We start from the raw sequence: 15,056 nt of genomic DNA, 5'->3' as shown, positions 1-15,056 counted from the left end.
GTTTTTATGTCGTATAACGTACGCGAGCATAGTTATGTTGTCGGTGGCCTTGGTGTAACAGGCCAGGCTTGCGTGCGCTTTTTACTGCAACATCAAGCTTCGGTAAAAGCGTTCGATACCCGAGAGCAACTGACTTTACCTGACGATATAGCATTGTCGCTAGCGGGCAAGGTTACTACTAAGCCTCTGACGAAGCACTACTTCGATGGTGTTGATACCCTAGTACTTAGCCCTGGTTTGTCATTGGATATTGAGCAGGTCACTATTGCCAAGCGCTGCGGGGTTGAAGTGATCGGTGATGTTGAATTATTCGCGCGATTGAATCGAGAATTAGCGTCACCCAAAAACGTCGTGGGCATCACCGGATCAAACGGCAAAACCACGGTGACTTTATTAACCAATCATTTGTTGAATGCCTGCGGTGTCCGTTGCATAGAAGCAGGCAACGTTGGGCGCCCCGTACTTGAAACGCTGCAAAGTGATGCTGACGTTGTTGTTATGGAACTGTCGAGCTTTCAACTTGAAACCACATCATCACTATCACTCAACACTGCCACAATATTGAATATCTCTGATGATCATCTAGATAGACACGGTTCATTAGAGAATTATATCGATGCTAAACAGCGTATTTTTGACAATGCCGCAAGTGCCGTTGTATGGCGCGACGGTGAGTTTGTATCGCCAGATGCAGACGCTGAGCAAGCCATTTTGCAAATAGTAGAGTATGGCTTGGGAGAGTCAGACACGGGCTTTGCAGTCGCCAAAATTAAAGGGGTAGATACAGTTGTCTTTAATTCTGTGCCCTTAATTAAACTTGACGCTATTCCATTAGCGGGTACTCACAATGTGCTCAATGTTATGGCGGCGTTGGCGATTTGTCATGAGCTTGGGGTAAAGCCAGAAGACGCAATTAGGCATTTAAATAGCTTTGAAAGTGCTCCGCATCGCTGTGTAGAGATAGCAAATGAAAATGGTGTGCGTTACATCGACGATTCGAAAGCGACCAATATAGGCGCAACTGTTGCAGCGTTAGAGGGTCTGGCGCCAATGACGCAAGGTCGTCTTATATTAATCGCTGGAGGCGACGCGAAAGGTGCAGATATGCAAACCTTGGTGCCATATCTCGAACGACATGTGGCACACGTTTTTGCGATTGGTAAAGATGCTACCCGTATTGCTGAGATTTTCGAACGAACTACTCTACATGACTCTATGCAGGATGCAGTGCGAGCGGCAATGACACTTGCTGAAAATGGCGATGTCGTGTTGCTGTCGCCTGCTTGTGCCAGTATTGATATGTTCAAGAACTATATGCACCGAGGTGAGGTGTTTAAAGAGGCCGTAGCCTTGGTTTTGGCGAATAAAAGTATTGCGCAGAAGGTGACGCCATGATGTCGGCTACCACTCGACTAAGTGAACTATTTTCCGCGCGCCATGACGGGCCTGCACAGCCGTCTGCGCCTTATGATGTAACGCTTATTCTTATTGCGCTAGCGTTGATGAGCATAGGTGTCATAATCGTAACATCAGCGTCAATGCCTGTTGCTGACAGGTTGCACGACAACCCTTTCTATTTTGCTATTCGCCATGGCATTTATATTGTCGCAGCTGTAGTCGCTGCAATGGTAGTGTTGCAGCTGCCCATGCAATTTTGGCGTATGACTAACCCTTATTTGTTGTTGGCGGCCATCGGCCTTCTTGTCGCGGTATTACTTGTCGGTAGAACCGTAAACGGCAGTACGCGATGGCTAGCTATTGGGCCTATTACGGTGCAGGCTGCTGAGCCAGCTAAGCTATTCTTTTTTGCCTATCTGGCAGGGTATTTGGTACGCCGATATGAAGAAGTGACTGAAAACTTAAAGGGTTTTATAAAGCCATTGGTCGTATTCTTCGTGCTTGCTATGTTGCTGCTATTACAGCCAGACCTTGGAACCGTTGTCGTTATGTTCGCCACGACCATTGGGCTATTGTTTTTGGCCGGGGCAAGGCTTTGGCAGTTTTTCGCCTTGGTCTTTGTTGGTGTACTTGCCGTTGTGGCGCTCATTGTTTTTGAGGAATATCGACTCAAACGTGTCACGTCCTTTTTGGATCCTTGGGCCGACCCTTTTGGTGCAGGCTATCAGCTTACGCAGTCGCTAATGGCTTATGGGCGTGGCAATTGGTTTGGTCAAGGTCTTGGCAATAGTTTACAAAAATTAGAGTTCTTACCCGAAGCGCATACTGACTTTGTTATGGCTATTCTTGCCGAAGAGCTTGGCTTTGTTGGAGTACTCGCCGTACTAGGCTTGATTCTATGGATGGTCTTGCGCGCATTGAGTATCGGTAACAAAGCGCTAGAGAAAGGGCGCGCTTTTGACGGCTATCTTGCCTACAGCATCGGCATTTGGTTTAGTTTCCAAACTGCGGTGAACATTGGCGCGAGTGCAGGAATCCTTCCTACTAAAGGGCTGACGTTACCGTTAGTAAGCTATGGTGGGTCATCACTTATTATCATGTCTATTGCCGTGGCTATTCTATTGCGTATCGATTTTGAACTGCGGGTAGATGGGGTACAGGCTTTAGGTCGTGGTGATGGTAAAGGCGAACGAAAGAAAGCGAGTTCGAAAAAGCGCGCTCAAAAACAATCTTCTACGGTAAAGTCGACACCCGAAGAGCACAGTTTCGACAATGCAACGGTGGAAACTAAAACCGAAGCCAAAGCCCAATCTCCAGAAGATGAAGGTAAAGCAGGCATAAAAGCCATACTAGCAAGAGTTGCTCAGGAGGCTGATAATGGCTAAGCGCTGTTTAATCATGGCTGGTGGAACGGGCGGTCATGTATTTCCGGGCCTTGCAGTGGCAAATGCGCTGCGCAACGAGGGTTGGGACGTACAATGGCTAGGTACCGCAGAACGAATGGAAGCGGATGTCGTGCCAAAGCACGGTATCCCTATTCACTTTATCCCGGTGAAAGGGTTACGAGGAAAAGGTATTGCTGCACGTGTTAACGGCGCTATCGCATTAATAAAAAGCCTATTTTCGGCAAGGCGCATTATTAAACGCGTTGCGCCAGATGTGGTAGTTGGGTTTGGCGGTTACGCCAGTGGACCTGGCGGTGTTGCGGCAAAATCTCTTGGTATTCCCGTCATTGTGCACGAACAGAACGCCGCAGCAGGAATGACCAATAAGTTATTGAGTAAAATTGCCAGTACTATCCTGCTTGGGTTTGACGATGCGAAAGTTCAATTCTCGAGTGCTATAAACAAAGTGCATACTGTCGGTAACCCAGTTCGTGACGATATTTGGTCGGTAAGTGAAAAAAACACTGGTGAAAGACGCAGCGCTTGGTGACAACCTCAACATGCTAGTCGTTGGAGGAAGTCTTGGTGCTCAAGCGTTAAATGAAACCGTGCCTGAAGTTTGCGGACAATTGTCGGGGCTATCTGTTGTCCATCAGTGTGGTAAAGGGAATCGTAACAAGGTCTTAGAGGCCTATGAAGACGCAGGCGCTAGTATTGAAAACGTCACCGTTAACGATTTCATCGATGATATGGCGCAAGCATACCAGTGGGCAGACTTTATCGTGTGTCGCGCAGGTGCGTTAACCGTGAGCGAAGTAGCTGCCGCAGGACGAGCCGCTATCTTTGTTCCACTTCCTCACGCGGTTGATGATCACCAAACCAAAAATGCGCAATCCTTAGTTAAGCAACAAGCCGCGCTAATGATTGCGCAAGATGTATTGAAAGAAAATTTAGGGCAGGCGGTGCGCCAGTGGCTTCAACACCCTGATGACTGTCTGCACATGGGGGCTGTTGCGCGTAAATGTGCAAGCCCGCATGCCACAGAACATGTAGTAAGCCACGTTAAAAGCGTGGTAGGAGTAGGGGACTAATGGTTTTTAAAACCCCATTTGAAAGCCCGCAAATGCGCAGGGTGAAAAACATATTTTTTATCGGCATCGGTGGTGCGGGTATGGGCGGTATTGCTGAAGTGCTGCTAAACGAAGGTTATGCTATTTCGGGGTCGGATATACAAGAAGGCGCAATGACCAAGCGGTTGGGCGAGCTTGGCGCCGATGTTAAAATTGGCCATCGTTCAGAGAATGTTGACGGCATGGATGTTATTGTCGTATCCAGCGCTATCAATGAGCAGAACCCAGAAATAATATTTGCCCGCGAGAATCGTATTCCCATCATTCGCCGCGCCGAAATGCTGGCAGAACTGATGCGTTTTCGTCATGGTATTGCGGTAGCAGGAACACATGGTAAAACCACCACAACCAGTCTTATTTCCACTATTTTTGCAGAAGCTGAGTATGACCCCACGTTTGTGATTGGTGGTTTGCTTAATAGTGCGGGGACTAATGCGCGATTGGGCAAGAGCCGCTATTTAATCGCGGAGGCCGACGAGAGTGATGCGTCATTCCTTCATCTTCAGCCTATGGTGTCGGTGGTGACTAACATCGAAGCTGACCACATGGATACGTATGGCGGTGACTTTTCAAAGGTCAAAGACACATTTGTCGATTTCCTATCAAACCTACCTTTTTATGGGCAGGCAATTGTGTGTGGAGACGACGCTAATATTCAAGAGATTCGCCCCCGTATTGGCCGTAGTATTCTTACTTATGGCTTTGAAGCACATAACGACTACCGCGCAGAAAATATTAGTCTGTCATTTGGTAAAGCGAATTTCACTGTTATTCGTCCAGGCCTACCGGCGTTAGATATCACATTGAACCTAACGGGTAATCACAACGTGCTAAATGCACTTGCTGCCATTGCAGTAGCAACCGATGAAGGTATTGATGACGAAGCCATTGTTCGTGCACTGGCGAGTTTTGGCGGCATAGGTCGTCGCTTTGAGCAGTTAGGTACATTTACCACCAGTAAAGGGGAAGTGTGCTTGATGGATGACTATGGTCATCATCCAACAGAGGTTAAAGCAACAATAGCGGCTGCAAGAGCGAATTGGCCTGATAGACGTTTAGTTATGATTTATCAGCCACATCGCTATACGCGTACACGGGATTTGTACGAAGACTTCGTTGAAGTGTTATCAAGTGTTGATGCACTTCTGCTGCTCGACGTATACGCGGCGAGTGAACAGCCCATTGAGGGCGCAGACAGCAAATCTCTTTGCCGCTCGATACGTCAAAGAGGACAAATCGAACCTGTTTACGTGGGAGATAAAAGTGCGCTACCGGGCATTTTAGCCAACATTATGCAGGACGGCGATATCGTAATGACACAAGGTGCAGGCAATATTGGTCAAATCGCCAAACTGCTTGCCAGTCATAAACTTGAGCCGCAGCAGCTTGCAAGGGAAGGGGAATAACATGTTAAAACCTTCAGTAAGCATGCATTCACCGCACGAATATGGAAAAGTGGCAGTATTACTCGGTGGCGACTCTGCAGAGCGCGCCGTGTCCTTGAACTCAGGTACCGCAGTGCTCAATGCGTTGTTGCGCCAGGGCGTAGATGCCTTTGCTTTTGATCCTGCACAGCGCCCTTTGACTGATTTGCTGGCGTTAAATGTAGATAGAGCACTGATAATGTTGCATGGTCGCGGCGGTGAAGATGGGTCTATGCAAGGCGCTTTGCAGCTGCTCAACATCCCCTACACAGGTAGCCGTGTACTAGGCTCTGCGCTGGCAATGGACAAGATTCATACTAAGCAAGTATGGCAAAGTTTGGGTCTGCCGACTGCAAAATATGAAATTGCTGACAAAAGGCACTTTGAAGCTGGTAAGTGCAGCGCTATAATGGATAAATTGGGGAATGAAGTCATGGTAAAACCTACCAGAGAAGGGTCGAGTATTGGCATGGCGAGAGTGACAAGCGCTAAACAACTCGAAACTGCGATTCAAGACGCTTTTAAATATGATAATCAAGTCTTGTTAGAGCAATATATTGACGGTCCAGAGTTTACTGTTTCTGTTCTACAGGGACAGGCTTTGCCGTCTATTCGCATGTCTACTCCACATACATTCTACGATTATGCTGCTAAGTATCAGGATAATACGACAGAATATTATTGCCCCAGCGGTTTGCCTGAAGAGCAGGAAGCGCAGCTAGCAAGGCTTGCTGTGCGTGCTTTTGATGCGGTGTCAGGCAGCGGGTGGGGACGTGTTGATGTTATGCAGGACAGCCAAAGGCAGTTTTATTTGCTAGAGGCGAACACTGTTCCAGGCATGACAGAGAAAAGTTTGGTACCCAAAGCGGCCAAAGTAGCTGGATTAAGTTTTGATGAGCTGGTGATGAGTATCTTATCAACCAGTTTTGAAGATACTGTGACGGCTGCACCTTAGCATGGGCCATTTAATGATGTTAGTAGTTTAAATGACAGAGCTAAACACGAGACAAGATGCTGAGGCACTTGCGGCGCCGAAGAAAAGTAGGCAGGCCATGTGGGGCGGTGTTGCTTTTTTGGTGTTGGTGCTGTCAGCACTCGTTTTTGGCGCAATGAAAGCTAACCAGTATTTGTATGATGAACAGCAAATGCTTAGGTACAGGTTATCGATTTTTCTGGTGATTATCAGCACATCGATATTGCTAAACTCGAGCAATTAATTCGTCAAGCGCAGCCAGGCAGTTTTTTTGCGTTAGATGTGAACGAGGTATTTGAACTCGTTGAATCTCAGTCTTGGGTTTATCGTGCTTCGGTTCGCAAAAAGTGGCCGAACACGTTGAAAATTTATTTGGTTGAACAACAACCCGTTGCCAAATGGAACGAAGACTTGTTGCTTAATCCGTATGGCGATACGTTCAATGATGAAGGTGTTGTGCTGCAATTGCCTAGGTTATATGGCCCAGGTGGCAGCGAAAAAACAGCACTTGAGGGATATAACGCTATGCATGCGTTAATTGCCACAACAGAGATGGCGATTGGCGAGCTGAGTTTAAGCGAGCGTTTTGCTTGGCAAGTGCAGCTTGAGAACGGCATCAAATTAAATTTAGGGCGCCAAGAGTTTATCGATAGATTACAACGCTTTATCGATGTATATCCGCTGTTGGCGCAGCAAGAGAAGGCGGTCAAATACGTCGACCTTCGCTATGACACGGGTGTTGCCGTTGGTTGGAACGATGACAGCACCACAGATGAAGAGAGTTAAGGAAACCATGTCAAAACCTGCTGAACGCAATTTGATTGTAGGGCTAGATATCGGCACCAGCCAAGTAAAGGCTGTGGTGGGCGAACTGCTAGAAGATGATCAAATCAGTATCGTTGGCGTGGGCACCCATGCATCAAAAGGCATGGATAAGGGCGGCGTTAACGATTTGAACTTGGTAGTAAAGTCGGTACAGCGTGCAGTTAACGAGATGGAACTAATGGCAGATTGCCGAGTGTCTTCAGTATTCATGTCTATCTCGGGGCGTCACGTAAAATGTCAAAATGAAAATGGCATGGTGCCCATTAATAACCAAGAAGTAACACAAGAAGATGTAGATAACGTTATTCACGCAGCGCGCAGTGTTCCTATTGCCGCCGAGCGACGTTTGCTACATGTCTTACCGCAGGAGTTCACAATAGACGTTCAAGAAGGGATTAAAAATCCTATTGGCATGTCTGGCGTAAGAATGGAAGCGGATGCACATATCATCACCTGTGCAGACGATATGGCAAAAAATATGGTTAAATGCGTAGAGCGTTGTGAGCTCAACGCTGATCAGCTTATATTTTCTGCGTTAGCGTCAAGTTACGCAGTACTTACCGATGATGAGCGTGAACTTGGTGTTTGCGTCGTCGATATCGGTGGCGGCACTATGGATATGGTGATTTACACAGACGGAGCAATTCGTCACACTGCGGTGATACCTGTTGCTGGTAATCAAATTACCAGTGATATAGCAAAGATTTTTAGAACGCCTATCAGTAATGCAGAAGAAATTAAGGTTAATTATGCCTGTGCATTAAAAGATATGGTGAGTATGGAAGACAGCATAGAAGTACCTAGTGTGGGTGGTCGCCCTGCTAGAGTGATGTCTCGTCATACGTTGGCTGAGGTAATAGAACCTCGCTATCAAGAGCTTTTTGAACTGGTACACGACGAAATTCGTGCCAGTGGTCTGGAAGAGCAAATTGCTGCGGGCCTTGTGCTCACAGGCGGCACTGCAAAAATGGAAGGTGCTGTAGAATTTGCTGAGGAGCTTTTCCAGATGCCCGTGCGCGTGGGCAAACCCATCAACGTAAAAGGCTTGTCTGAATATGTTGATGACGCTAAGCTTTGCAACTGTCGTAGGACTGCTGCAATATGGCAAAGTACAATCTGATAATAAGAAATCCAGTACGCAGAAACCCGGTGAAAGTTTATTTCAACGGGTGCAAAGCTGGTTTAAAGGTGAATTTTAATTTTTTGGGGGCGCTATAGCTACGGCATTAAGGCTAGCAGGATGCAATTAGCCTAAGGGAATGACCTGGCGTAGTGTTGAAAAGACGTACAACCGGAGAGTAAGTATGTTCGAATTAATGGATAGTCACGGCGAAGAAGCCGTAATCAAAGTCATCGGTGTCGGTGGCGGCGGCGGTAATGCCGTCGAGCACATGGTGTCTCAAAGCATCGAAGGCGTAGAATTTATTGCAGTTAACACCGATGCACAGGTGCTTCGCAGCTCTAGTGCAGACGTAACACTTCAAATTGGTTCAAGTGTTACTAAAGGGTTAGGTGCAGGTGCCGATCCAAACATTGGTCGTGAAGCGGCGCAAGAAGACAGAGAAACCATTCGTCAAGCGCTTGATGGCGCGGACATGGTATTCATCACAGCTGGTATGGGCGGTGGTACGGGTGCCGGTGCGGCACCAGAAGTGGCGAAAATCGCCCGCGAGATGGGCATTTTGACGGTTGCAGTGGTAACCAAGCCATTCCCATTTGAAGGTAAGAAGCGTACCTCTTTTGCTGAGCAAGGTATTGTTGAGCTTGCGAACAACGTTGACTCATTGATCACGATTCCTAATGAAAAGCTACTTAAAGTCATGGGCCCAGGCACACCGCTTTTACAAGCGTTCAGTGCAGCAAATGATGTATTACGTGGCGCTGTACAGGGTATTGCGGAGCTTATTACTCGCCCTGGTCTTATCAACGTTGACTTTGCAGACGTTCGCACCGTTATGTCTGAGATGGGCAAAGCAATGATGGGTAGTGGCGCGGCAAGCGGTCCAGACCGTGCTGAAGAAGCGGCGGAATCAGCTATTGCAAGTCCACTTCTAGAGGATATCGATCTTTCTGGCGCGCGCGGCATTCTTGTTAACATTACTGCTGGCCCAGACTTCGCTATCGACGAGTTCGAAACTGTTGGTAACGCAGTTAAGGCTTTTGCTTCTGAAAATGCAACGGTTGTAGTAGGTACGGTTATTGATATGGAAATGACCGATGAACTGCGTGTAACGGTTGTTGCTACAGGCATTGGTGCCGAGCGTAAACCTGATATTTCATTGGTTAGTTCAGAAGGCTCGCGCTTAACGCAAACGGCAAAAGAGTATGGCAGCACACAGCCTAGCGAACCGCGCACAGCCGTGGGTGGTACCGAGGGCAATCAGGCGCTAAAACCAGATGATAGTGCACAGCCAGACAATGATTTGGAATACTTAGATATTCCGGCGTTTTTGCGTAAGCAGGCAGACTAATTTAGCTGCCTGATTAGGAAAGGAATTATTTTGCAGACGTGTTGTCGTATATTACCAATGTATGAAAATACTGATGTTAGGTAACTGCGCGAAAGGTTGAAATTAGCCAAATTGATGCCACTTTGGTAGCAGATTGGGCACTTTTTGACATGTGAGTGATAACTCACTATAATTTGCGACCGCTTTTTTAATAGGTAAAAGCTTAAGTAGATGATTAGACAACGTACAATCAAGCACCCAGTACAAGAGACTGGAATTGGGCTTCATAAAGGGGAAAAGGTCACAATGACTCTCCGACCTGCGCCAGCAAACACGGGAATCGTGTTTAGGCGTGTTGACCTTGAACCTCATGTTGATATTCCCTCGCGTGCCAACGCGGTAGGGAACACCATGCTGTGTACGTGTCTGAATAACGAAGACGGTGTCACTATTCAAACCGTTGAGCACTTAGCATCTGCATTAGCGGGTCTTGGGATCGACAATATCATTGTTGAAGTAGACAGTAACGAGCTGCCAATTATGGACGGAAGCGCTAGCCCGTTTGTATTTTTACTTCAGTCAGCAGGTATTGAAGAGCTAAATGCGCCCAAGCAATTTATCCGCATTAAAAAGCCAGTCCGTGTTGAGGACGGTGATAAGTGGGCCGAATTAGTACCTTACGATGGCTTTCGCGTAGATTTCCAAATTGATTTCGAACACCCGGTCATTAGCCAAACGCGCCAGCATATGACGATGGATTTTGATTCATGTTCTTATGTGAATGAGGTAAGTCGTGCACGTACTTTTGGTTTCATGCGCGACCTTGAATACATGAACGCAAATAATCTTGCGCTTGGCGGCAGTATGGAAAATGCAGTAGCGCTTGATGAGTTCAGAGTACTCAACCCAGAAGGGCTGCGCTACGATGACGAGTTTCTAAAGCATAAAATACTTGATGCTATCGGTGACTTGTATCTTGGTGGACATAGTCTTATTGGTGAACTGCGAGCTTACAAGACCTACCATGGTCTCAATAATAAGCTGCTAAATGCAGTACTTGCACAGAAAGACTGTTGGGAATATGTTACGTACGATTCGCAGGAAACTGCGCCAATTCGCTACGCCCAACCCGCATTAGCATAAGAAAATTCTAAAAGCCGCCTACGGGGCGGCTTTTTTTCGTATGGTATTTACTGAAATAAATGATACAGTAGCCGGATAATTATATAAATTTCACCCATGTGTGACTAAAAAACGCTCTAGTAAAATAGAGAGACAAATAAAAACACAGGCGTGAAACAGCATTCTTTCTTCGTGGTATGAAATTAACGATTACACTAGCAGGTAAAAACAGACGCTATAGGCACAGTATCAGTGTCCGTACGCTCGTGAGCGCAACGGTGCTCTCGTCTATTTTTATGTTAGTGTCGAGTCGTTCCACCGAGTCGGTATCAGAAGATATTGCTCGAGTTCGTTTAGCGCAAACTGAAGTCAACGAAACGCAAAAAGACGTTGAAACGCTAAAGCAACAAACCACAGTTAAACTTCAAACTTTGCTTTCCCATATTGCAGAGCTTTCTGCTAAAACTCGTTTATTGGATGAAAAGGGAAAACAAATCGCAACAGAATTAGGTATGTCAGCGGCTGACCTGGACGCTTTCGTACCGGTATCGATACCGGATAACCTCCAAGACGATCCCATACTTTTAGAGATTGCTAAGTTAGAGCAGTCGCTCGATGTAAAGTCGCAGCAGCTGTCTATGCTTGAAAGTCTGGTAAGGGGTCACCATATCTACGAACAGAGCCAATTATCTGGTCGTCCGATAGAGTCGGGGTGGTTGTCTTCTTATTATGGTATGCGAGCCGATCCATTTACCTAGCCAGCCCGCTATGCACAAGGGCCTGGACTTCGCTGGTAAAGCAGGAGAGAACGTTGTAGCGACTGCAGCAGGTATTGTAACCTGGGCAGGAGACCGCTACGGCTACGGCCAATTAGTAGAAATTGATCACGGTGATGGTTTTGTAACTCGATACGGGCACAACGAAACGTTAACTGTTTCAATAGGCGATGTGGTAACCAAAGGCCAACCTATCGCCAAAATGGGCAATACAGGGCGCTCAACCTATGTTCATGTCCACTACGAAGTAATAAGAAACGGAAGACAAGTCGATCCTCTACCGTATGTCTACAAGAAGTAGATAGGTAGCAGCCAGGTAAAAGTATACGGCGTATTTTATGTTGCCGGATACATAAACAACAATGTAAATATATCGCAAAACATGATCGGTCGTGATTGTGTTTTATTGGTTTAATTTAGCTGTGCAGCATGTGCGGCGTCTCGACAAGTAGTGGAATATAAAAGCTAATGTTTTCAAGCATCCTTCGAAAAGTATTCGGTAGTAGAAACGACCGACTATTAAAAAAATTACGCAAGAACGTAGATGCCATCAATGCACTGGAAGCAGAGTATGAAAAGCTTTCTGATGAGGCGCTTAAAGCGAAAACCGATGAGTTTAAAGCGCGCCTTGAAAAAGGCGAGACATTAGACGATATTTTAAATGAAGCGTTTGCTACTGTTCGCGAAGCGAGTAAGCGTGTGTATGGCATGCGTCATTTTGATGTGCAGATGCTTGGTGGCCAAGTGCTTCACGAAGGCAAAATTTCTGAAATGCGCACCTATGAAGGTAAAACATTAACGGCAACCTTACCGACTTACCTAAATGCGTTGTCGGGCAAAGGGGTACACGTTGTTACCGTCAATGACTACCTTGCCCGTCGTGACGCGGAGTGGAGTAATCAGCTTTTCACATTCCTGGGAATGCGCGTTGGTTGTAACGTACCTGGTATGTCACCAGAACAAAAGCGCGACGCTTATCAAGCTGACGTGACATACGGTACAAACAACGAGTTCGGTTTTGACTATCTGCGTGACAACATGGCGTTTAGTCCTCAAGACCGCGTTCAGCGCCCACTTAACTTTGCTGTTGTTGATGAAGTTGACTCAATCTTGATCGATGAGGCGCGTACGCCACTCATCATCTCTGGTCAGGCAGAAGATAGCTCTGAACTTTATCGTCGTATCAACCTGGTTATTCCTAAGCTAGTACAGCAGGAAAATGAAGACGAAGAAGGGAAAGAAGGCGATGGCGACTATACTATCGACCTAAAAGCCAAACAGATTCATCTAACAGAACGCGGTCAAATTCACGTTGAAGAGATCCTTCATCAAGAAGGTATTCTACCAGACGGCGAGTCACTGTTTGCTGCGGGTAATATTTCCCTTCTTCACCATATTAACGCTGCTTTGCGTGCACATAAGCTGTTCTCCAAAGATGTGGACTACATCGTTAAAGACGAGCAGATTGTTATTGTCGACGAGCACACTGGTCGTACGATGGAAGGCCGCCGTTGGTCAGAAGGTCTGCACCAAGCGGTCGAAGCGAAAGAAGGCGTTCGCATCCAAAACGAAAACCAGACATTAGCTTCTATTACATTCCAGAACTACTTCCGTTTGTATAATAAGCTAGCCGGTATGACGGGTACTGCTGATACCGAAGCGTTCGAATTCAATCATATTTACGGTCTAGAAACTGTGGTTATTCCAACCAACAGACCAATGCAGCGTAAAGACAATGCTGACCTTATTTATCTTACCGCTGAAGAGAAATATGAAGCCATTGTCGAAGACATTAAAGGCTGCGTAAAACGCGGTCAGCCAACTCTTGTGGGTACGGTATCTATCGAAAACTCAGAACTTATTTCGCGCATTCTTAAGAAAGAGAAGATTCCGCATAAAGTACTGAACGCGAAATTCCACGAGCAGGAAGCAGATATCGTAGCGCAAGCAGGTAAGCCTGGCGCGGTAACTATCGCGACTAATATGGCAGGCCGTGGTACCGATATCGTGCTAGGTGGCAACTGGCAGGCCGAGCTTGAGAAAATTGAAAATCCAACAGAAGCGCAAATTGAAAAAGTGAAAGCAGCGTGGAAAGAAAGCCATGATGCAGTGCTTGAAGCAGGTGGTCTACACATTATTGGTACAGAGCGTCACGAATCACGCCGTATCGATAACCAGCTTCGTGGTCGCTCTGGTCGTCAAGGTGATCCAGGTTCAAGCCGTTTCTATCTATCACTTGATGATGCTCTTATGCGCATTTTTGCCTCAGAGAAGATGGGGAACATGATGAAGCGCCTAGGGATGGAGCGTGGTGAAGCTATTGAACACCCGTGGGTGACACGTGCTATCGAAAATGCTCAGCGTAAGGTTGAAGGCCGCAACTTCGATATTCGTAAGCAGCTTCTTGAGTACGATGATGTTGCTAACGACCAACGTAAAGTCATTTACGAGCAGCGTAACGAACTACTTGATGAAGGTGATATTAGCGAGACAATCACGGCTATTCGAGAAGATGTTATCTCAGGTGTTGTTGATGAATACATTCCTCCGCAATCGCTTGAAGAGATGTGGGATGTCAAAGGGTTAGAAGAGCGACTGAAAGCTGATTTCGCCACCGATCTTCCGTTACAGCAGTGGCTAGAAAATGATGACAAACTTTACGAAGAGAAACTGCGTGAGCGTATCTTAGATGAAGTGGTTAACGCTTATAAAGCGAAAGAAGACGTAGTTGGCGAGCAAGTACTTCGTCAATTCGAAAAAGCCGTAATGCTTCAAAATCTAGATAGTCATTGGAAAGAGCACTTGGCTGCAATGGACCACTTGCGTCAGGGTATTCACCTGCGTGGCTACGCACAAAAGAACCCTAAGCAAGAGTACAAGCGCGAGTCGTTTGAATTATTCTCTCAAATGCTTGAAGCGCTAAAAGTTGAAGTGATTACTATTTTGGCTCGCGTAAAAGTACAAGCTGAAGAAGATGTTCAAAAAGTTGAAGAGCAGCGTCGCCAGGCCGACGATGTACCTAAGAACTTTGAACATGAAGAAACCTCGGCCACGCCAGAGCAGGCCAGTGACAAGGTACGCACTCAAGTTCGAGAAGGCGCGAAAGTAGGCCGTAACGACCCGTGTCCTTGTGGTTCGGGTAAAAAGTACAAGCAATGCCACGGTAAGCTGAAGTAATGAAAGTTGTACATGTCGCCGTGGGTGTTATTACCCGTGGCGACAACATATTTATTACGTTACGCCAAGACCACCTTCATCAGGGCGGTAAATGGGAATTCCCAGGCGGAAAAGTTGAGGAAGGCGAAAGCGTACAAGAGGCACTCGCTCGTGAACTACTTGAAGAAGTAGGTATCGACGTGCTTGCCAGCGAGCCTGTCATTGTTATTACGCATGACTATGGCGACAAAGTAGTTAAGTTAGATGTACACCGTGTTTGTGAATTCTCAGGTGAGCCTCATGGCAAAGAAGGACAGTCTTCTCGATGGGTTGAGCTTAATGCACTAAATGCAGATGACTTTCCCGAAGCGAATGTGCCTATTATTGACGCATTACAAGCATAACGCGCTTTGATTT

8 protein-coding genes and 4 pseudogenes are annotated in these 15,056 nt (G+C 46.6%); all 12 read left to right on the top strand.

The features are described from left to right. The first annotated feature begins 6 nt into the window (after positions 1-6). The 12 genes and pseudogenes from murD to mutT all read left to right on the top strand — a co-directional run bounded on the left by murD (position 7) and on the right by mutT (position 15,043). Positions 7-1,395 carry a UDP-N-acetylmuramoyl-L-alanine--D-glutamate ligase gene (gene murD, locus V6N89_RS16370; protein WP_338518523.1) on the top strand — a complete coding sequence of 463 codons (1,389 nt, stop codon included), beginning with the start codon at positions 7-9 and terminating at the stop codon, positions 1,393-1,395. Continuing rightward, a complete protein-coding gene (gene ftsW, locus V6N89_RS16365; RefSeq protein WP_338518522.1) occupies positions 1,392-2,783 on the top strand; it encodes a cell division protein FtsW in 1,392 nt (463 codons plus the stop codon). The genes murD and ftsW overlap by 4 nt, the downstream gene beginning before the upstream one ends. Next, positions 2,776-3,874: pseudogene (gene murG / locus V6N89_RS21830) on the top strand (undecaprenyldiphospho-muramoylpentapeptide beta-N-acetylglucosaminyltransferase). The gene ftsW and the pseudogene murG overlap by 8 nt, the downstream one beginning before the upstream one ends. After that, positions 3,874-5,319, top strand: a complete 1,446-nt coding sequence (gene murC / locus V6N89_RS16350) for a UDP-N-acetylmuramate--L-alanine ligase (protein WP_346992964.1) — start codon at positions 3,874-3,876, stop codon at positions 5,317-5,319. The pseudogene murG and the gene murC overlap by 1 nt, the downstream one beginning before the upstream one ends. A 1-nt stretch (position 5,320) precedes the next feature. Continuing rightward, positions 5,321-6,292 carry a D-alanine--D-alanine ligase gene (locus tag V6N89_RS16345; protein WP_338518518.1) on the top strand — a complete coding sequence of 324 codons (972 nt, stop codon included), beginning with the start codon at positions 5,321-5,323 and terminating at the stop codon, positions 6,290-6,292. Between the two features lie 31 nt (positions 6,293-6,323). After that, positions 6,324-7,096, top strand: a pseudogene (locus V6N89_RS16340) (cell division protein FtsQ/DivIB). Between the two features lie 7 nt (positions 7,097-7,103). Further along, positions 7,104-8,334 (top strand): annotated as a pseudogene (ftsA, locus tag V6N89_RS16335) (cell division protein FtsA). 105 nt (positions 8,335-8,439) lie between these two features. Beyond that, positions 8,440-9,606: a cell division protein FtsZ gene (gene ftsZ / locus V6N89_RS16330; protein ID WP_346992963.1), complete on the top strand. Its 1,167-nt coding sequence runs from the start codon at positions 8,440-8,442 to the stop codon at positions 9,604-9,606. 210 nt (positions 9,607-9,816) lie between these two features. Continuing rightward, positions 9,817-10,728, top strand: coding sequence for a UDP-3-O-acyl-N-acetylglucosamine deacetylase (gene lpxC / locus V6N89_RS16325; RefSeq protein WP_346992962.1), 912 nt, complete (start codon positions 9,817-9,819; stop codon positions 10,726-10,728). A gap of 176 nt (positions 10,729-10,904) precedes the next feature. Next, positions 10,905-11,784, top strand: a pseudogene (locus V6N89_RS16320) (M23 family metallopeptidase). A gap of 167 nt (positions 11,785-11,951) precedes the next feature. Further along, positions 11,952-14,660, top strand: a complete 2,709-nt coding sequence (gene secA, locus V6N89_RS16315) for a preprotein translocase subunit SecA (protein WP_346992961.1) — start codon at positions 11,952-11,954, stop codon at positions 14,658-14,660. Further along, positions 14,660-15,043 (top strand): 8-oxo-dGTP diphosphatase MutT, encoded by a 384-nt coding sequence (gene mutT / locus V6N89_RS16310; protein ID WP_338518517.1) that lies wholly within the window; start codon positions 14,660-14,662, stop codon positions 15,041-15,043. Before secA ends, mutT begins: the two co-directional genes overlap by 1 nt. The last annotated feature ends 13 nt before the right edge of the window (positions 15,044-15,056 follow it).

It is taken from the genome of Alteromonas gracilis (assembly GCF_036870955.2).
GTDB lineage: Bacteria > Pseudomonadota > Gammaproteobacteria > Enterobacterales > Alteromonadaceae > Alteromonas > Alteromonas gracilis_A.
Note: the sequence above shows the minus strand (reverse complement) of the source record. Positions and strands in the feature narration are given on the sequence as shown.